The organism is Aestuariibaculum sp. YM273, from assembly GCF_030908365.1.
Taxonomy (GTDB): domain Bacteria; phylum Bacteroidota; class Bacteroidia; order Flavobacteriales; family Flavobacteriaceae; genus Aestuariibaculum; species Aestuariibaculum marinum.
Map to the genome: position 1 here is coordinate 827,692 of NZ_CP133090.1, position 21,425 is coordinate 849,116.

The 21,425-nt window shown below is 35.9% G+C and carries 14 protein-coding genes; 2 read left to right on the top strand and 12 right to left on the bottom strand.

Annotated features, from left to right (window positions below; all coding sequences use genetic code 11):
- Nucleotides 1-49: 49 nt before the first annotated feature.
- The 3 genes from RBH94_RS03525 to RBH94_RS03535 are packed head-to-tail and all read right to left on the bottom strand — an operon-like array spanning nt 50 to nt 5,231.
- Nucleotides 50-1,636: a sodium:solute symporter gene (locus RBH94_RS03525; protein ID WP_307882391.1), complete on the bottom strand. Its 1,587-nt coding sequence runs from the start codon at nt 1,634-1,636 to the stop codon at nt 50-52.
- Between the two features lie 2 nt (nt 1,637-1,638).
- Nucleotides 1,639-2,721, bottom strand: coding sequence for a Gfo/Idh/MocA family protein (locus tag RBH94_RS03530; RefSeq protein ID WP_307882392.1), 1,083 nt, complete (start codon nt 2,719-2,721; stop codon nt 1,639-1,641).
- 8 nt (nt 2,722-2,729) lie between these two features.
- Nucleotides 2,730-5,231 (bottom strand): L-rhamnose mutarotase, encoded by a 2,502-nt coding sequence (locus RBH94_RS03535; RefSeq protein ID WP_307882393.1) that lies wholly within the window; start codon nt 5,229-5,231, stop codon nt 2,730-2,732.
- 323 nt (nt 5,232-5,554) lie between these two features.
- Between RBH94_RS03535 and RBH94_RS03540 the strand changes: the two genes are divergently transcribed.
- Both RBH94_RS03540 and RBH94_RS03545 read left to right on the top strand, forming a co-directional pair.
- Complete coding sequence (locus tag RBH94_RS03540; protein WP_307882394.1) at nt 5,555-6,469, top strand: AraC family transcriptional regulator; 915 nt, start codon at nt 5,555-5,557, stop codon at nt 6,467-6,469.
- Between the two features lie 65 nt (nt 6,470-6,534).
- Nucleotides 6,535-7,578 (top strand): Gfo/Idh/MocA family oxidoreductase, encoded by a 1,044-nt coding sequence (locus RBH94_RS03545; protein WP_307882395.1) that lies wholly within the window; start codon nt 6,535-6,537, stop codon nt 7,576-7,578.
- A 36-nt stretch (nt 7,579-7,614) separates the two neighbouring features.
- Here the strand turns inward: RBH94_RS03545 and RBH94_RS03550 are convergent, their stop codons facing one another.
- From RBH94_RS03550 to RBH94_RS03590, 9 genes are all read right to left on the bottom strand, one after another.
- Nucleotides 7,615-8,355, bottom strand: coding sequence for a rhamnogalacturonan acetylesterase (locus tag RBH94_RS03550; protein ID WP_307882396.1), 741 nt, complete (start codon nt 8,353-8,355; stop codon nt 7,615-7,617).
- Nucleotides 8,356-8,372: 17 nt separating this feature from the next.
- A complete protein-coding gene (gene pelA / locus RBH94_RS03555; protein ID WP_307882397.1) occupies nt 8,373-10,379 on the bottom strand; it encodes a pectate lyase in 2,007 nt (668 codons plus the stop codon).
- A gap of 22 nt (nt 10,380-10,401) precedes the next feature.
- Nucleotides 10,402-11,883 (bottom strand): family 43 glycosylhydrolase, encoded by a 1,482-nt coding sequence (locus tag RBH94_RS03560; protein ID WP_307882398.1) that lies wholly within the window; start codon nt 11,881-11,883, stop codon nt 10,402-10,404.
- A gap of 77 nt (nt 11,884-11,960) precedes the next feature.
- The gene (locus tag RBH94_RS03565; protein WP_307882399.1) at nt 11,961-14,498 is read right to left on the bottom strand and encodes a hypothetical protein; all 2,538 of its coding nucleotides are present in this window, start codon (nt 14,496-14,498) and stop codon (nt 11,961-11,963) included.
- Nucleotides 14,499-14,630: 132 nt separating this feature from the next.
- Nucleotides 14,631-17,390 carry an Ig-like domain-containing protein gene (locus RBH94_RS03570; RefSeq protein ID WP_307882400.1) on the bottom strand — a complete coding sequence of 920 codons (2,760 nt, stop codon included), beginning with the start codon at nt 17,388-17,390 and terminating at the stop codon, nt 14,631-14,633.
- Between the two features lie 20 nt (nt 17,391-17,410).
- Complete coding sequence (locus RBH94_RS03575) at nt 17,411-18,991, bottom strand: pectate lyase (protein WP_307882401.1); 1,581 nt, start codon at nt 18,989-18,991, stop codon at nt 17,411-17,413.
- A gap of 24 nt (nt 18,992-19,015) precedes the next feature.
- A complete protein-coding gene (locus tag RBH94_RS03580; RefSeq protein WP_307882402.1) occupies nt 19,016-19,705 on the bottom strand; it encodes a LamG-like jellyroll fold domain-containing protein in 690 nt (229 codons plus the stop codon).
- A 151-nt stretch (nt 19,706-19,856) separates the two neighbouring features.
- Nucleotides 19,857-20,903 (bottom strand): L-rhamnose/proton symporter RhaT, encoded by a 1,047-nt coding sequence (locus RBH94_RS03585; protein WP_307882403.1) that lies wholly within the window; start codon nt 20,901-20,903, stop codon nt 19,857-19,859.
- A gap of 58 nt (nt 20,904-20,961) precedes the next feature.
- Nucleotides 20,962-21,405, bottom strand: coding sequence for a MaoC/PaaZ C-terminal domain-containing protein (locus tag RBH94_RS03590; protein ID WP_307882404.1), 444 nt, complete (start codon nt 21,403-21,405; stop codon nt 20,962-20,964).
- Between the last annotated feature and the right edge of the window lie 20 nt (nt 21,406-21,425).

Consider the following 21,425-nt stretch of genomic DNA (forward strand, 5'->3'; position numbering starts at 1 on the left):
ATGTTAGTTGTTTATATTTTAGTGCATTGTAATACCAACGCATCATGGTTTAATGTCCGTTGAAATAGATGTATAACAGCACCATAACAATGGTTAATAACACCCATAACATTTTTACTTGTCTATCTGGTCGTGCCTTAGGATTGATAGTTAATAACTCATCATGATTATCTTGTACAGTTTTATCGGCTAAAGAAATAACAACCACCATAGCACAAAGGGCTACAAAAATGTAAAAAGACAACAGTAAAAAGTGAGGCCAAGGATATTCGCCATTTGGGAACACCCATAAATACAGCACCCCTACACCAAGACTTAGTACCGTACCTAAAGTCAACACTAAATTTACGGCTTTTGTACTGGTTTTTTTCCATAAAACCCCAAAAAGGAAGACCACAGACATTGGAGGCGCAATAAACCCTAAGATAGACTGAAAAATATCGAACAGGTTTAATCCTTTTATACTATTAATTGCTAATGTGATTAATACTGCTAAAATGGATCCAAATAAAGTAACTAATCGACCCGTTTTAACAATGGTTTTCTGTGACGCATCTGGTCTGTATTTCTTAACAAACACATCCATTGTAAATACCGTACTCAAGGAGTTTAATGCCGAACCAATAGTACTAATTAACGCTGCAATTAACACGACTATAATTAAGCCTCTTAGTCCCGCAGGAAATAGCTGCGTTACCATAGTCATATAAGCTTCATCAGGGTTCTGTAATTCAGGAAACAACACAAAACATACAATACCAGGTAAAATAAATAACGGTACGTCTAATATTTTTAGCCAACCGATAAAGTTAGCTCCCAATTGTCCTTGTTTTAAGTTTTTTGCACCTAAAATAGACTGTACCATAGATTGATCGGTACACCAAAACCAAACCCCCATAATAGGATACCCCAATATGATTGCTGTCCATGGGTAATTAGCATCGTCGGCTGGCAAAAACAAGTTCCAGTACGATCCTGGTGTACTGTTGTAGATATGTTCAATTCCGCCAGCTTTATTAATTCCTAAAATCACTAATAAAAGCGACACTCCTATTAGCAATAACATTTGAAATACATTAGTGTAGGCAATAGCCTTAAGTCCTCCTGCTGCCGCAAAAAACCCGGACAAAATCACCATTAAAATCACCGATAGATACATTGGTATATCTAACAGTTGCTGCACCAAAATTCCTCCCGCAAATAGGGTTAATGATAACCACGAAATTAAAATGGTAATTAATGTATACCATGCTAAAATGTTTCTCGTAGAATCACCAAAACGCTTCCCCATAAACTCAGGTAAGGTTACCACATTGGCTCCTAAATACCTTGGAGAAAACACTACTGCTAACAATAAGATAAAAACAAAAGCATACCATGCAAAATTACCTGCGACAATACCGGTTGTAAACCCAATACTGGCAGAAGCAATCAACATGGACGGCCCTACATTGGTTCCCCACATGTTTAGACCTATACTCGTCCATCCTAAAGTATTGCCAGCTACAAAGTAACTGGCATCTGTTTTCTTATTTTTTATGAATGAAATATAATATCCGAAACCAACAAGCAGTATAAGGTATCCGATAATAACCCCATAGTCTATTGGTTCTAAAAAACTACTGATTTGTCCCATGTTTAAACCGTCTCAGATTTTAAAAGATTATACTCTGCTAAAATATCGCAAATTTTAACAGGAACACCAGTTTTTAAAGTTCTATCCATGGCAATTAATAATGCTACAGTCCCGATACCTTCTTTCATATCTGGATAAGCAGTAAACCCTTGTTCAATACTATCTACGAAATACTCTAAATAGTTTTGATATTCTCCAGCATGGTGAGTTTGACCTGAGAATCTGAAATAATATTTTAATTTTTCATCCCCCCAGTGAATGATTTTCTCTTCACCCTCTTTAGTCGTCACCGAATAACGTAGTTCGTGATAATCAGCCTGACTTGCACCTTCGGTTCCTCGTAAAACACAACTCATCCCACTATCGCGTTTTGTTGGCTGCGTTGGTGAGGTGTAAACACCACTTACTCTAGCCACACGACCATCGGTTGCTTTAAAAATAAAGTGCATGGTATCTTCGTTCTTTAATCCGGCTTTTTTAGCATTACTACTAATCATGCCATACCCCATTACTTCTTCAATATTTGGCAAATACCATCGAATGAAATCTACAGGGTGACTTAATCCACCATATAACCACTTGAAAGAATCTAAAAGCGCCCAGCCTTTCTCTAGGAACCAACGGTGGTCGGCATGGTAATGAGCTTCAATAGTAATTAAATCTCCAATAACACCTTCGGTAAAGTCTTTATGCTGACGTTTCATTGGCTCGAAAAACCTTGAGCTTTGTCCAACAAATACCTTTTTACCTGTACGTTCACTAATTTCAAGAAGCTCATTTGCTTTAGATAAATCGTCAATAAAAGGCTTTGTACATACCACGTGTTTCCCATGCAACAAAGCCTGCTTGACATGCTCAGCATGCAAATAATCTGGTGTATAAATGGCTATAATATCGATTGATTCATCCTTTAATACATCATCGTATTCCGTTGTATAATTCTTAAAATCGAATTCTGTTGCTCTTTGCTTACAAAGGGCCTCATTCTTATCACAAATAGTAACTAACTCTAATTTTTTACTTTCCAAGGCAGCCGACATGGTGCTGCGTCCTTCTCCAAGACCTAGAATTGCAATTCTTAACATGTTGAATTTTAATTTAATTTGTTTAAAAACACCCAGGTCTCACCAGATTTTGTCCCTTTAATTCCTGTTTGGTATCGTTTCATTATTTCGTTCCACTCATCTACGCGTGGATTATTTTCGGTCGTTTTTGGATTTAATTCGTCTAAATCAGCCCCTTTTGGAATACTGATAACAAGCATTAATTGACGCCCGTTTTTAAAGACTTGAAGTTGTTGAAAATCGGCATTGCAAAATCCTTGAGCTACTTCTGGCCATTCTTCAAATTGGGTTTCGTGATACTGTAAATATTCTTCTTGAAGTTTAGCTTCATCAACCAGATTAGCCGTTAATACAATATGATCCCATTCGGCAGCCATGGTTTTATCCTCACAATATTCAAATTTGTTGAAATTGTAAACAGGTTTGTTGTAAGTTTTAATTTCAGCTTTCGGATATTCTAATGCCAGCTGCTGTTTTAAATATTCGATATGATTCATTTTAGCATACAAAACCGTATGCTTTTTCCATTGATATAATTGCGCATCGATTACCCCATTAGTTTTGGCAATGGATTTAATTTTTTCAGCATCAAATCCTTTTCCAATTAATTCCACTGCAGCAAAATGAGGAATCTCCTGCATTGGCCAATTTGTGTCTACAACAACCTCTTTTAACAGATGTTTGTATGGTTCTCGAATACCAGCATTAGTTTTAATACTCTCATTTACATAAGCATTGTTGTTTTCCCAAACATTATCTGGTCCGTTAGCGTTTTGAAGAAACTTTTCAGCCGGAACCCAGTTATTTTTCACATCGAAATATGCCGAACCTTCATCGGTATACAAGTAAAACCAGTGATACGGATCGTGGGCGTAAGGATTGAAATAAATGTCGTAAACGTAATTTTCTTCAATCACACTTTCTGGTTGTGCTGATAGTGTATAAATTCCTGCTGTATCGTATAAATGCTTTCCGTAATGATGAATTTTATTAGCTACAACTTTATTATTTCGCATGGCATTCACTGTTTTTGTCCAGCCCCAGCCTAAACCAATTCCGGTGTAAGCGACATCGGAAATCTCGTTATGTGCAATCGTAATATTTTTAACAAAACCAGCACTAATCCCCACACAACCCCAATCTTCATTGGTTACATCGGTAATAAGATTATCGATTACAGTTTCGTTCGAACACACCTCACGTTCATCTTTAGGATTATAAGGCAAATGCGTTTCGAAAGCTTCATCTGAAAACACGCCGATATTAATAGCACTTCCTCCAATATCTTTAAACAAATTTCCTTGTACTGTATTATTGTTGGTGCCTTTATGTAAGTCTAAACCTGTTGAAGCCAAATGCTGAAAAACACACCCTTCAAACAAAATATTATTAGCAAAATTCACCTCAACTGCTGCCCTTGGTCTACCCAACCACGCCTGATTTTCTAAGCCAGCTTTATCTGGTGTCCCTGGCTCTTTTAATTTGTATGCATCTAGCATGTACATTCCCGCCTGAAGAGGCACATGACCTTGCTCTGATGGGCGTAACCAATTACTATATTCGAAAGCTATATTTCTAAAATACACATGCTGAACAGGTGTATCGGCAGTACCTTTTACCTCAACTAAACTTTCTAAAACCGGAGCAACAACTTTAGACGTTGTTATATCTTCTCCAGCTTTTGGATAGTAATAAATCTTACCTCTTAAACGGTCTAAATACCATTCACCTGGTTCATCTAGCAAACACAACGCGTTATTTAAAAAGAAAGCTGAATTTCCTGTTTTTTCAGAAATCCACGGTGCTGGCCAAGGATGCTCACTTTGGATTCGGCTTTCAGGTTGCTCAAAATACAATTTTGCACTATCACCTTTAACTTCCATGTCCTTAATACGAAGCGTTGCAATGGCCCACCATTGCTGAATAAACATTTCCATACCCGGTTCAAAAGCAACCGATTTATCTTTAAAAGGTATCCAACAGGTTTCAGATTTTGTATCCCAAGAAAGAATACGGTTCATCTTATCTCCTTCCGTACTTTTTGCTCTAACCGCTTTATTTCCATCAACCCATAACTGTCTGTAATTTAAAAGAGCTCCAGCCTTTTTTGGTGCATCTGCTACCCAGACGGTTCCTGCGGCTAATCCGTTAATCGCTTCAGCCTTTTTCCAATTTAAAATTTGAACACCGCCACTTAAAACAGGCATTGCGTTTGTAGCTGCTTCAATAATCGTAGGACTTTCTGCAGTACCAGCATCTTCAGGACGAATAAATACAGGCTCATTCAAACTAAACACACCATCCATTAAAATAATGCGAACCCCATCTATAATTGAAGGGGCATTTAAACGACGCATATTTCTGACCTTTCTCAAGGCCATATTCAAGGTTGCTAATGGCTGTTCTTTCGTTCCTAAATCATTATCATTACCGTTGTTACTCACCCATAATTCGGTTGCATAACCTGAAAAAACAATAAAAATGGACACAAAAAGTGTAAGAATTGTGGTGTATTTAGTATTAGTTGTCATTTTAATTCTAAGCGTAATTCGCTCATTTTATTTTTATACTCTCTAAATTTTCATTTTTAACTAAAGACAAACTATAGGACATAAAAAGTTTGTATTTTAGCATCTAAAATCTCGTATTCTTCTTTGAATTTTAGAAGTTTATCCTATCAAATTCAAAAAATGCTAACTCACAAATGTAGCATAAACGAAGCAATATTGTGATTTTAACAAAAATAAAATGCTATTTTTAAACGATGGTCAATTTTATAAGTCTAAATAAGGCATATTTATAAGACATTTTCAATATTATAAAATTAACCTTCAACCCATTAACATTTTAAAATTTGGAAAATTCAACAAAAAAAAACAAGACAGGAAATCAAGGTGTTTGGTGGCACGAAGAAAACATTGGTCCACTTAAAAATTTACCATATATAAAGCACTTTGGAAGCATGAAATTTTCGAAGGTTAAGATGGATAAAAATATGCTACCGCATCTTAATGATGGAATAGAAATCCATTTTGTTCATAGTGGGAAATATAATTGGATTATTGATGACAAAGAAATTGAATTACTCCCCGATAACCTTTCTATTTCAGCACCTTGGCAATTGAACGGGAGCCCAACAGGAAAGATGGATATTGGCCAAATTAACTGGCTCGTTATAAAACCAGAAGCTTACAGCCCTAAAACACCTCTTAAATTAGGAAAATGGACAAAATTACCTGCAAATTTTCAAGAAAGTTTTGGGTCTCTGCTAGCCAATGATAAAGAATTTGTCATTAAAAAAGCTAAAATTTTTAAAAAATACTTTGTGGACCTTGAAAAAGAGCTCACCAACCAGGAAGAAGGTTTCGAAATTATGGTTGGTAATATTATTGAGAACTTATTTATTGATATCCATCGCCACTTATATTTAAGGAAACAAAAATCATATAGAGAAGATACATTCATAGACAAACTAACCCAATTAATACAAAGTGATTTAAGCAAAAAATGGATTATCGATGATCTTGCATACGGTTTTGGCATGGGAAAAACAAAATTCACTTACGAAGTAAAAAACTTAACAGGATACCCTCCAAACAGTTTTATCATTAATTTAAAAATTCAAAAAGCCATCGATTTAATTGAAAATGACAGCGAAATGACTATGTCTGAAATTGCTTTTGCCTGTGGATTTTCGTCTCTTCAACATTTTACCTCTACATTTTCGCAACGTATAGGTATTAGCCCTGGGAAGTATAAGAAACAGTAACTTAGTTTGAATTAGCCTTAACTAGTATAAAATCCTTATTTTAGTTTAGTTAAAAAAACAACCCTATGCAACCCATTAATACAGCATTATGCTCTTACGGCATGAGTGGTCATGTATTTCATGCGCCGTTCATTTCTGTAAACCCTAACTTCAATTTATATGGCGTTTTAGAACGCACTAAAAGTGAAACTGAAAAGCATTATCCAAACATTAAGACTTTCAGATCGCTTGAGGCTATGTTATCTGATGACAATATTGAGCTTATTGTTGTTAACACACCTAATATAACACATTACGGATTCTCAAAAAAAGTTATTGAAGCAGGTAAACATCTTATTATTGAAAAACCGTTTACAACCACCGCTGTGGAAGCTGAAGAGCTTATAAAACTAGCTAAAGAAAAAAATGTCATTTTATCAGTATATCACAACAGACGTTACGACAGTGATTTTTTAACAATTAAGCAGGTCCTTTCCGAGAATTTAATTGGAGACTTGGTTGAAGCTGAATTTCATTACGACCGTTTCGACCCTCTATTAAGTTATAAAGTCCACAAAGAAAAACCTACAGCTGGTGTCGGCAGCCTATACGATTTAGGTTCTCATTTAATCGATCAAGCCTTGCAACTTTTCGGAATGCCAGATGCTCTTTTTGCCGATTTAGATAGTTACCGACCAAACTCCAAAGTAGGTGATTATTTCGATGTAAAACTTTTCTATTCCAACCATCGTGTTATTTTAAAATCCAGTTATTTTGTTCGCGAACCTTTACCAGGAAGCACTCTACATGGCACAAAAGGCTCATTCATAAAAACAAGAGCCGATATTCAGGAAAAAGCACTTCAGGCTGGCCTAAAACCTAACATTGCACATTGGGGCGAAGAACCAGAAACTGAACGCGGACTTTTACATACCGAAAAAGATGGTAGAATAATTAGAGAACACATCCCAACAGCGACTGGAAATTATATGACCTATTACGATGGTATTTTCGATGCTATTAGAAACCACAAAGATGTTCCTGTTACTGCAGAAGATGGTATGCTTGTGATTAAAATAATAGAAGCTGCTTTTAGAAGTAACGAACAAAAAAAAGTAGTTCACCTTTAAAAGCAACCACTTTCGTTAACTTTGTTTCTATTGAAATTATTTTAAATATTTCACTATACTTGAGGTTTTCTTTTTTAACTCTGCCACTGCCAATTTAGCAATCTCATTAGCTCCTAATTTAGACAAATGCGTATCGTCATGTTTCCCTTCTTTGTAATATGGATTTTCGCCCGGCTCAAAATGAAGATGTAATTTCTTCGAACCCTCAACACCATAAGACTCCTCTAAATGTTCAGTAAAATATTGTAAATCAATAAACGGAACCTCTAACTCCAAGGCGACTAAACGTGTTTCTAAAGGGTATTCTCCATGGGTGTCTATTAACGTGCCATGCTCATTAAAGTTACGTCTTACAATTGATGAAAACAAAATAGGTTTTGCGCCTTTTGCTCTTGTTTCTTCAACAAACTTGATTAAGTTATGACGATACGTTACATGCGGATTTGTATATCGGTTTGGCGATTTAAACTTCTGATCGTTATGCCCAAACTGAATAAATACAAAATCTCCAGCTTTTAAAGTTTCCAACACCGAACCCCAACGGCCTTCACCAATAAAACTGCGGCTACTTCTACCGTTTACTGCTCTATTGTCTACCGTTACGCCTTCAGCAACATAGTCGGGAAATACTTGTCCCCAACCATGCTCGGGATTAGTTTCCGGATTCTTTTTATTTGCCATTGTAGAATCGCCAATCATATAAATTGTGGTCTGCGCTATACAACTCGACGTGATTAAAAATAGTACGATGAGATTTAATTTTAAAACAGCTTTCATATTCCTTTTTAACGTCTTTATAAGTTTTGATACCATTTAGTTGTTGATTTTAATATGTTTTCTTTAGTATATTTTTTCGCTTGTGACTTTTTTAATTGATGAGACCATTCCACCCTACTTTCCGGCTGAAAACCTTCTCCTGAACAATTATATTCTGCGTAAAATGAAAATTTTTCAGCTTCAGCCTTTTTCCAGTTATGCCAACCTTCAGGTCTAATATGTGCTCCCATATCACATTCTATAAATACGGTTTTAGCATAAAAACGCCAAGGTCTACCCAAATATACCTCGATCACATCTTTACCAGCTGTGAGATTACAATTTTTAAACACATAACCATAATCTTGATTTTGCGGTGTAGATGCTGCTGTGATGTAGGAATTCGATTTGTTGTAGATTTCACAATCTTCAAAAAGCACCGTAGCTTCACCAAAAATAAAATCGGTGGTCCCTTCAATGTAACAGCTTTTAAAATATTGCTTAAAACCTTCGCCCGCTGTGTAAACGGTATCTTGATTGCCGATAAAAGCACATTTTTCAAAATAACAACGATTTGCATTTACCGAAAGTGCAATGGCCTGCCCAACTGCGCCTGCTGTATTTTTAACAGTTAGATTTTTCGCAATAAAATCATCGCCTTCTACCAACAATGTTGATGTATGAAACGTGCTATTTCGTCCTAAGTCAATTTTTTTAAAATAATCATCGAATGTGATGATAGTCCCCTCTTTACTTTCCCCAATTAAAGACACATGGGTATTCCATGAATAAATGTGTACTTTTTCAGTATACACTCCATTTTTAACATTAATAATAACACGTTGATACGGAAAAGATTTTGAAGCATACAAGGCCTCCTGAATGGTCGTAAAATCACCCGTACCGTCTTTAGCTACAACCATATTATAAGGATCTTTAGGCGCTTGCTTCTTTTTGGGAGCATCGTATTTTGCTTTCCATTCTGGATATCGTTTTAAAACCTCATTTGGAGCGCCACTATACCAGGCATATCCGTTTCTTCTTTCCTCACCAATTTCAGCCAAAGTGGCTTTTTTTATTCCATCTCGATCACAAAAAAATGGTGTATTATCATCCAGTTCCATGAAACGCGCCCATAGCGGATAACTACCATCTTCTTTAACTAAAATGGTATTGCGTTTACCAGTTTCTTTGTCAAACTCACGTTTAATACGAATACCGATTAACTTGGTTTTTTCAAACCATTTTACGGCACTATTAATCGAATTAATAACTTCAGGAGAAGGATTTTCTAATGACATTAATAACAAAACAATATTAGCCGATTCGGCTCCACTTAATGAAGGTAACTCATAACTTCTTGCTTTAGCTGGCTCCAAAGTATTTTCATCATGCTGTGCACACCAAGCCGTTAAAACACCATTTTGTTTATACTGTGTCTTTACAATACACGCTATTCCTTTCTTAAATGCTGTTTCAACTTCTGCCTTTTTCTCTTCTGAAAGTTTTACAGCGTATTTCCCAGTGTCATCTTTTAAGTCTTGCAACACTTTTAAGATATTCACCATAGAATTATCATTATAAGTGATGTGCGTATAATACCCCTCCTTCAACGGATAAAACTGCGGCCAGCCTCCATTTTCATATTGCGCTTCCAAAAGATAATCTACACCCCTTAAAAAAGCCTGTTTATACACATCTTCTTCAGTTGCCTTATACATTTTAGACAAAAAATACAATTCTTGAGTGGTAGCACCATTATCGGTAGTTGCTTCTTCATTTGTATTTTTAAGCTTTTTAAGATGCTCCTTCTCGCTTAAGCTTAAAGGCTTTTGCATTTGCGTGTTCTTAGGCCACCCGCCAATTGCTCTTTGATACAACAAAACATTTTCTGCTATGCTTTTTGCCTCTTCTGTAGTAAACCAATTATCTTCACTTTGATAAATGATGCGTCGCCACGACCGATCATGAACTTGACTAAACGCCAATGTTTCAAAGGTTATTATAAAGATTAATGCAAGCGTGATATGCTTTAAAATTTTCATTTACTTTTATTATTTAGTTGAATTAATGTAATGGTTTATAATTAAAGTTATCAAAGATAACATCGCCCTCACCAAAGGCAAACAATCCGGCACGTAGACTTAAAAACTCTCCGAATACGTTATGATTAAATCCACTAGACTCAATACTTCGCTCTACCCGACTCCATTGTTTTCCATCTTTACTAAAATAAAAACTCACCTCGTTTTCTTCATTTAAAATACGGAGAAATCCATGGTTTCCTAAAGTATTAGGTTCACTGATTTTTCGTTTTTGACGATTGAAAACGGCAAAACGATCCTTGTTAACCGAAATATGCATATTAGCGACTTCATTATAATACAAGCACAACCCGATTTCAGCCTCTCCTTCTAACGTATATTCCACCTCAACTTCATATTTTCTATCGCCACTGTTTACTAAAAGCGGTGAACTATCTGCAAAAGATGTCCCTTTACCTTTAAAAACCAAAGCGCCATCTTTAAATCGTACACGACTCATATCGTTATCTTTATAAAACTGCCATTGCAGGTTTAAGGTTTCATTATCAAAATCATCACTTAAGCCATGCTTTGCTTTTGAGCTTCTTAGGTTTGGGACCGAAATTTCATCAGAAGGTTTAATGCCATCGGGCACTTTAAACCAACCATCTTCCGTCCACTCAATGGGTAGCATCAAGGTTTGCCGGCCTAAAGTTTGAAAATGCTTTTCATAACCATGATACATAATCCACCAGTCTCCATTTACATCGTCAACCAGTGTACCATGGCCTTGATTCCACCAACGCTCTGCTCTACTTTCGGTATGTACTATTGGATTATATGGTGAATTTTCAAATCGCCCGTAAGGTGATTTAGCTCGTGCTGAAACTACCATATGCGCTGTTGCCGGCCCGGCTGTTCCACCTTCGGCTGTAGTTAAATAATAATACCCATCTTTAACTGTAGATTTAGGAGATTCTAAACAAAAGCACTCCGTACTCCAACTCTTCGGAAACTGCCAACCTTCATAATTAAACACAGGCTCTTCTGCAATTGCTAAGCCATCATTGCTTAATTTTACAACATATCCTTTTGAAAGGTACAGGTAACGATTACCTTGCTCGTCCACCACATGACCTGGATCTATAAATCCATTCAATTTTAAATCAACAGGCTGACTCCATGGCCCTTTAGGACTATCTGAATACACTACCCAGTTTGTACCACCTGCCGGGAAATAGATATAATATTTTCCGTTTACAAACACCAAATCCGGCGCCCAAACCGATCCCACATTTTTAGTTAAAGCATGGGATATTCGTTCCCAATGAATTAAATCGGTAGAATGCCAAACAACTAGCCCCGGATAGTAGTTAAATGACGAATGCGTCATGTAGTAATCACTACCAACCCGAACAATTGAAGGATCGGGGTAATCTCCTCCTAAAATTGGGTTCGTGTATTTTGGCCCCTCCTCTGATTGGGTTGCAGTCGCAGTGCTTTTATACTCTTGCTTACAATTCATAAAAGTGATAAAGAAAAGCAGAACCCCATATATCAACTTTGACTGTTGCTTAGTTTTATTCATTCTTATTAAGTTTTTTAATCGTACCATTCTATTTTTAAGTTTTTAATCAATGTGGCCCCACTACCTACGCTTCCGGTATGCTGAAAACTTAAACCACCATAAGTATTCGGTTTAATTTCTGTTTGTAAATCCACCTCATTAACCACGGATTTATCCTTATGACTCGCGAAATAACCTTTCGTGTTTTCTGCATGAGCAGTTAACTTGTTACCTTTAATTTCAATTGTGATTTTACAATTCGGCCTGTAGCAAGAGGTAGAAATTGGTTCGCTAATAGCCTTAGCAACGCCATTTTCGTATTTCATTAGAATAAAATCTGTTGCATCACTATACTTCGTTGTTCTAATCAATCGTAATGCATAGCCATTCATCGCCTTGACATCCATTTTAACCCCAATATCCATATACTGAGCGCGCGCACTACTAAACCCTTGACCTGCTGTTTTTGAAGGAACAGCGGTAAAACTTATTTTCATATCACCAAAAGATTCACCCACCGGTTGATAACGCATACGCGCCCCTTTTGTATTCTGAACAAACCCTTTTGTACCTGCTGCTCCATTTATTCCTTCTCCATAATACCAGGGATCTTTACTATTATCGGCTTGCCAGTTATACTCATTCGTATCGGCTGGTGCATAACTATCTAAACTCCAAAACCCGGGTATTACCTGGGGTTGATATTTAGTAGACATCGCTTCAAAATTGGGTATTAATACCTGTTGATCATTTTTTACATCACTAGGCTTAATCTTATTTTTAAAAATGACTGTTTTAGCTTTCCCTGGATAGCACCTTAAATGTTTAGGTTGAATACTAGCCATAATGTTGTAACCAATATCTCCAACACTAAGGCGGTATGTTCTTAAAGGTTTATTTAATCTTGAAACAGATATCTCTATGGGTTGGTTTCCTTTTTCATCAACACAGCGATACCATGAAATTAGAGATTCATCTTCAAACTCCATATCCAATTCATAGTGTAATGATAATTCTCCAGGCTTTATATTTTGAATTTTTGGAGCAACAATAAAATCAGGAGGATTAATAAACGAAGGTTTTATATACAACACTGCTGCCGCTTCTAAACCTGAAGATGTGGATGCCTTAACAATAACCTCCTTTGTTTCGTCTTCTTTATTAGTTGGAATAACCAAACAGGTTTGATCGTCATTTACAATCAATTGTACAAAGGATTTATATTCTGATGAAACTGTCCACTGAACATCCTTTGAATCAACTTCGAAGTTTCCAAATCGAAAAAGTTTTGGTGTGAGCACCAAACTATCTTTTCCTGTTTCCAACGTTTTTTGAGTAGGTTTCACTTCCAATAAAGTTGGTATATTAGAATAATCTTCACCGGACTTTTCTTCCACTTTATTCACCATATATTTAACTTTCATGGGGTCCCAATCGTCATTTCCCCGAAGTAAATTGTAAGTATTATAAACAATGTGATTGTTATATTGAAATCTGTATGCATTTAAAATAGGTTTATCAGTCATCTCCACCGTAGCGTAGGCATCTTTTACCCCAACAAACAACGGCTTGTCATTTAAACTCACATTATATTGATAATACCGAGCTTCTTTATCCGGAATATCTCGCCAGCCTATGTAATTAAGTTCCTTTGCTGAAAAACGCGTATCCACCAAAGTAACAGGCCCGCGGCTTTTACAAAAATATTGTACGTTTTGAGTGAATGCATTAATATCACAATTTAGAAAAACAGATCCCGTACCATCTGTTCTATAAAACGGTTTTGATGAGTAAAAATCGAAGCTACAATTTAAATACACAGCACTACCATTTAGCGCATCGTCTGTCATTTCAAAATGGCAACCATCAAACAAAGTACGTTTACTCCCCCAAAACGGTCCTAAATTTAAACGACTAATAAATCTGGTATTTCTGGCAACCACCTTATCGCCATTTGAAAAAATTAGCTGCGCCTGAACAATAGCAGACCCTCTCTTTTTTCTATTTAGCTTGCGGTTTAACGGATAAACTAAATCTAAATTACAGTAATTTCCAAACGTTAAATTCTCGGCAGAAGTTCCATTACCTTTAATATTCAGCATGGTAAAATTACCTTTTGCCCCCATTGTTTGTCCGCGGTTACTGGCTATTATAATATGTTCTGGGTTTTCAGACAACCCCTGAAACCGTAACCATTCGCATGAAATCTCCAAACCAAATGGCACAGGGTTACCTGGTTTTGGAATTCGAATTTCCGGATCATCGGGATCATCAACCCAATATACCCAAGGTGCAATATACAAAACCATGGGACTGGACTCTGTTCCATCGTTTAAATGTTTTGATGCTTCTACAATAGAATTAAATACAAAAGGGTATTTTGCGACCTCAGCATCCGACATTTGTCCGTCGATAAAAAAGGCATGAGACCCTAATTTTATCTCTTTCCCCTTGTAAAGAATGTAATCTCCATAAAATTCAAGGTTCTGATATAAATCACCCTTATAAGATTGTGCGCTAGAAGAAAATGAGAGTCCTAAAAACGTTAGGAATAGTATTAAGTAACGGTACATATGGTTTAGTTTAGTTGGTGATTATTTACTTTTAATTCATATTGTAATAGAATTTTAGGGTTAATAAAAAAGCAGATATACGCAACCTCACAAAAAAGGATCTCATATATCTGCTTTCATAAATTCAATCTTTTATTGAACAATTAACTTTTGAGTATGTAAAATTATTTTCCCTGAAGGTTCATATAATTTAATTACAAAAACCCCTTTCATATTAAGATTAATCTCCTTTGTTTCATTTACGTTAATTATTCCTTTAGAAACCTCTCTTCCTAAAATATCAAATAGTTTATATTCTGTATTTTCGTCTCGTTGTCCTGTATTCACATAAAATGTTCCTCTATTTGGAATTGGCCAAATTTTAACTTCACTTAGCTTTTTTATTTCAGTAGACAAGGTTATATCATACCCGTTTACAATATTAACAGTACGAGTCATACTATCTCCATCCGAATCTGATACGGTAAAATCAAAAGAAGCCAAACCGCTAGCTGAAGGTGTAAACTCTACAGTATCTCCTGTTAAATTTGCATTTCCATTTACCTCGTTAGAGACCTGATAGGTTGGGTTATTTGTAAAACCTCGTGATAACTCCTGTAAATTAACACTTATTGCTTCACCAGTATTTGTACTAAAGTGCGGCAAAGACATCCATTGTAAATAGTAATCCAAATTAGTATAACCATCAGCGTTATCGTCTGCATTAGCATCTGAGAAATCACCCGACGGCGAGTTGACATTTGTTCCTATAATAGTTTCCCACCAATTTGGTAATCCATCACTATCAGAATCCCAATCGGCAGCTCTTGTTATAACCGGATAATCTTCAAACCCTCCTGCATCGGCTTCATCGTCTGGAAAGCCTTTTTTACCAGTATAGCTCCCTGTTACAGAATACGTACCATTAAGTGTTTCATTAATCATTCTAATATCATGGTCATCAAAAACAGGTTGATTACACCCTACATCTGAAAGCACCAATTTATAAGCTAATTCTGCCGACTGTGTTGTTACGTAAGAAGGAAAAAATGGTGTATCAACAAAGGTTTCATACTCTGTAACAGCCCCATTTGAGTCTCTCGATCTTCTTCCATATTCTTGATTCGTTTCATCAAAATATCCAGGCATCACATTATCTGCAAAATAAGCACGTTGCATTCCCATTCCAACATTCTCATGATCTACAGTTAATGCATATCTTTCCAATTGCATACCTGGACCAGGTTTATAGTAATTCCCAACAAAATTTAATTCTTTAGTTCCCCCATCGGTTGTTCTAGAGCCCCAATTATATACCACATTGTTAGTGATGTCTAACAATCCTGAATAATAACCATTACCGTCTAAACCTCCGGCTAAGCTCCAGTTTCTTCCATAATTATGAGCTAACAGATTATGATGAAAACTTCCTATATCACCTCCAATAGATGCCGCATAGCCATGCTCCGTTCCATATTCATAATTATCATGTCCAGCTGCATTTAAAGCTTCAGAAATTAAGGTACGCTGAAGCGTAATATTTTGAGCACCTCGAGAACTAAATGCTTCATCAATTGTCCAACTAATTGAACAATGATCAATTATACTGTGGTTAGCACCAGTAAGCCCCATACCATCATATGTTTGCCCTCCTCCTAACCTAACTCTAATATTTTGTACTACATTATCATTTCCTGTAACACCAAAGGGAGCAGATCTAATAGTAATTCCTTTACCGGGAGCCGTCTGCCCTGCAATTGTCACATATGGCTGATTACAAACCAAACGCGATTGTAATTGAATAATACCAGACACATTAAAAACAATAGTCCTTGGACCTATATCATTCGTTACCGCTTCTCTTAAACTTCCAGGTCCATTATCATTTAAATTAGTAACAACCACCACTTTTCCTCCACGTCCTCCACGAGCAAATCGACCATAGCCTTCAGCTCCTGGAAAAGCCAATTGTGCCGGTCTAAAACGCCACACATTACCCTTGGTTATCAAACCCTCGGAAGTTTCCTGATCAATTCTCCAATAATAAGTATCTCCTGTATACAACCCGTTAACCTGATAACTATTATTTGCATTGCCCTGACTTCCCTTATATTCTGCTGAACTTGTATCTGCCTCATCAACTATCATCTCATCTGTACCAAAATAAACATATTGTTTTACAGCACTAGGAGCTGGTGTCCATTCTAATAAAATGTTACCTGAATTTAACTCAACATGTTCATTATTATGTGATGGAATTGGGTTTGTAGCCTGATAAAATATATTTGGAGTATTCAACTCAATCCCATTAATCATCACATTTTTTTGTGTTTCATCTCCAGATGTTTCAGCTGAAAATAAAATAACTACATCATTCCCTGTTGTAGCTTCAAAATTTAAATATATTGATCTTGCCGTTTCTGGAGAAAGAGCCCTAACTGTTGGAATCACATCATCAAAAACTAAATTACCATCAACTGAAACATCTATAGGACTGTATGATATTGTCTCACTATCAGTAGCATTTAAAAACACCAGCAAGGTATGGTTCCCGGATTCCAGACCACTAATACGGAGTTCTATTTGACCTCCCTGATTAGCATCAAATCCTTTAACAGTGACACCATCCCCTAGTAAATATGCAAAGTTTGGAGATTGTACTCCTGCCTTATACCAATTACTACCTACAGCATATCCAAAATCACCAGCCTTGCTAACTGTAAAGGTTACACCATTAATAATCTTACTATCTGAAAACTCAGTAGGCACAGCCCATGATGTATAATCAGGATCATTCACCTCTGACGTCTGCCTACTAGCTTCATCAAAATCAATTTTAACTACCGGATTTTGAGCGTATCCCCAAAAAACAGAAGCTGCTAACATTAATACTTTTAAAAATTTCTTTTTCATTTTAAACTTGTATTTATTTTTCATTTGTTATTTATATAATTTATCAACAGTTTCATATTTCTAATGTATGTTCCTGTTGAAATATACTCTTGATCTGTTGTGTTTGGATAGGGAGAAGTATCAAACTTATCTCCTACACGAGTTGTTGAATATTGATTTGTAGGTTCCGTATATTTAGGATTACCTATGTACGGATTACTAATGTATGCTCGAGTTGTTAGCCAACGACCTTTACCATCTAAATCATTAATAACTTTACGAATCTTTCCTTCATCAATTTCAAAATTAAACACATACCGATTTAAATCGTAAAATCGCTGTGGCGTTTCTGATTCATTAAACTGTTTGGGTTTTAAAGGAGAATTTTTAGTTATTTCTTCCTCTGGTATACTCAAAACCATATCGTATTCTTCCTTCAGATAATCTAACTGCACATAAGTTTTTCCGTAATAATGAGCAAGTAAGTCTTTATCATTTTCATTTATATAATACTCTCCATTTGCAACATTTGCACCTCTTCTATGCACATAAATTGGTTTATTAGTTTTGATATCGATAAAAGTCGGATAGCTGCGATGCCCTTCAATTTTATCATCAGGCAATTTTACGTTTTCTAACCAGGATATCGCTTTAGGTACTCCCTCTAAAAATACTTTATCCCCAGTTAGTCTATAAAATTTGATCAATAACAAAGCACTTTCACATGTTGTCCTTGGCAAAAAGGCTGCGGGCTCGTAAGTTCTGGCACTTGCTGTTTCCATATTCATATTTAGCTGCTGCCCCCATGCCCCGCACTCCTCCTGAGAAAGCTTATAAAAATTCATGCCTTTGTAAATAGGTTCCAGAAAGCGCTCCTCACCTAAAACCAAATAACATTGCATTAAAAAATTAATATTCTCCCAAATCACATCATCATTAAATGTGTAAAACGGTGTGTAATCAGGAAATCTATCGGTTTCAAACCCTTTAACATAAGGATAGCGCTGCGGCCAACCGCCATTAGGATATTGACTTTTCAAAATAAAACCAATAGCCTTATCTATTGTTGGTTTATATTTCGGATCCATCTTTTCCAAGTACATACGCATAAGAAACCGTGCTGCATCCGAAGTGACATCGTCATCAAATGTAGAATTCCCATAATAATGTTGAAATTCCTCTAATCGCCAACCATTCTTACCTATGGTATTATACCATTGTTTTAAAGATCGATCACCTGCAAAATCAATCATATAATTCCAGCCTCCTTCATAACTTTGACCCCAGATAATTGCTGATGCCGCTTTTTCGGCGGCTTGATAATAGTATTCGTTTTTGGTAACTCTAAAGGCATCCAAAAACACATGCCCCATACTTATTGTTCCTGGATGCTGGAGCCAAACCATTGTTTTATAAGCTTCCATCTCACCCCATTGTCTTGAAAAATCTGGCATATAATACCATACGTAGCCTCCATTATAACTAACATCTTCTACCATATACTTTGTAGCATTTAGCATAGTCTCAAGAACCACATTTCTCGAAAAATTAGTTTGAGAGTTAAGCGCAAAAGCAAATACGCTAGTAAAGCTGAAAATAATTAGCTTTTGAGCAAGCTTCATCTTATTTAGTTTTAGTTTCTAGGTTTAGTTGATTTTTCCAAAAGACATAAAGTCTTTAGGTTTTAGAACCTTTGGTGTTATTCTAATTTTGAAAACATCCCCTTTAAACCACGATCTTTTATTTAGCCGGACGCCTATTGATGTTCTTCCTGTCTGTATTGGGCTGAACTCAAAAGCCTCTTGCAATTCCTTTACGCCATTCACATAGGTGGTTAATCTATGTTTATCAATTACGAAAGCAACGTGATGCCAAACTCCCAATTCATGAATCAAAGCCTCATCAACTAATGCCTTTTTATTTTCTCCAGATTTAACAAATCCGTCAAAATACCAATGTCCGTTTAAAGCTCGAATTTCTAACAGCATTCTATCACCAGAGACCTCTCCCATATGTAAAACACGCTGTTCAAAACTACCATCGATAGCGGGTTTGAAAATCATTTCAACAGTAAAAGTTTCTAAATCTTTTAATGGCATTTGATTTAAAAACAATGCATCATCTATACCGTTAAAACTTAAAGACTCACCATGAGGGGAACTAACTACTTTAGGACTTCCACTTAATTCGAGTCCAACAGTATTCTTACTTAATGACACTAAATCCCATGTTTCATAATTTTGTCCTAAACAACTATATGCGCCAAAGACTATTAATAAACAAACCACAGCTTTAAGACTCTTTATCTTTAAGTATTTACAAATCTGTTTTAACAAAATTTCAAAATGTAATCGATTACCAAATATATTTATAAATTACAAATTAACATCAACAAAAATGTTAAAAATCAAATTGTTACCCCAACATCAACTTACTCTTAACTAATCACGCTAAACATCTGATTCTTTTGATTATAGTAATAATCAATTAATAGCTACCATAACTAGTTACACAAAAGGATAGAATTAAAACAATTAACCCAACAACCAATAAAGTATAAGTCTCTTTTTTAACACCTTTCCATTCCTTCATAATAACGCCTACAATGTAACTAAAGAAAATTAGCATCGACATGTGTAGTACCCAACTCGCAAATTGATACTCCCCCATTTTAACATGACCAAGTCCGTAAAAGAAAAACTGAAAACACCAAAGCATTCCTGTTAACGAGGATAATAGCCAATTCTTAATAAGTCGTCTTTTTGAATAATTATCTTCTTTACTAGGTCGGAATTCAACTAGTGTTTTTTGCTTCATGCCTAAAATAATATACCAGACAAAGTTTACTATAAAGCACCCAAAGGTAGATACTACTAATTTCGCGTTCCCTTCAAATTGTCCTGCTCCGTGCTCAGCAGCCATATCTGCAATTGGCTGACCGTATTCTAATGATAAGTTAAACACACCCGACAAAACCCCAGCAATAATACTTAACACTAAACCTAACATCATATTAAATCCAGCCTTATTTAATTTATCTGCATCTAAATCTTTTTCCTTTTTAAAACCAGCCCATCCACAAACAAACACTCCAATAACAGATAGTATCATTCCTAATAGTACAATGCTACCTCCTGGTTTATTAAAAAAATCGTTTAAGCCACCAAAAACAACTAGAGGCATAATAGTCCCAACGACTGCAGAAATACCAATGGCTAAAGTATAGGTTAATGAATAGCCTATATAATTAATTGCTTTCCCAAAAGACATCCCTCCAAAACCATAAACTCCACCCAAAAGAAGTGCCATCCAAAAAGATTTCGAAGGGGCTTCAGATAAGATGTTAAAAAAATCAGGTACAGTTATCCACGCCAATAAAGTTGGTACTATAAACCACGCAAAAATAGATTGGGCTAACCAAAACGTATTCCACGACCAGCCTTTAGTTTTTGTACTGGGCAGATAACAACTCGATGCCGATATTCCTCCAACTGCATGAAGTAATGTTCCTAGTAAAGAATTAGGTGCACTCATTATATTTTAAATTGTTTTATCAAGCTTAAATTAAGCCTGACGATTAGATGATTAAATTTTAAGATTTCTTTTTCACCAGCAACAAATGATTACAAACCAACACCACTTCTCCTTTTTGGTTTATGATTTCAACATGTTCGGTAACAGTGCCCATAGTTGGATGTTTGGAATCTCCTTTATCAGAAATAGTAACCTCGGAATGAATAGTATCTCCAATATGAACAGGCTTAACAAATCGCATACGGTCGTAACCTTTTGAAAAAGCCTCAGGGTTTATTTCTGAAGCTGTTAAACCAATACCAATACTAAAAATCATGGTTCCATGCGCAATACGTTGACCAAAAGGTTGAGTTCTACACCATTCTTCATCCATATGATGCGGAAAAAAATCTCCAGTATGACCGGCATGTACCACAAAATCGGTTTCTGTAATCGTTCTGCCCAAAGTAATACGTTTATCATTTAATTGATAATCTTCAAAAAATGTTGATTTAAAATACATTGTAATTTATAATAGTAAGT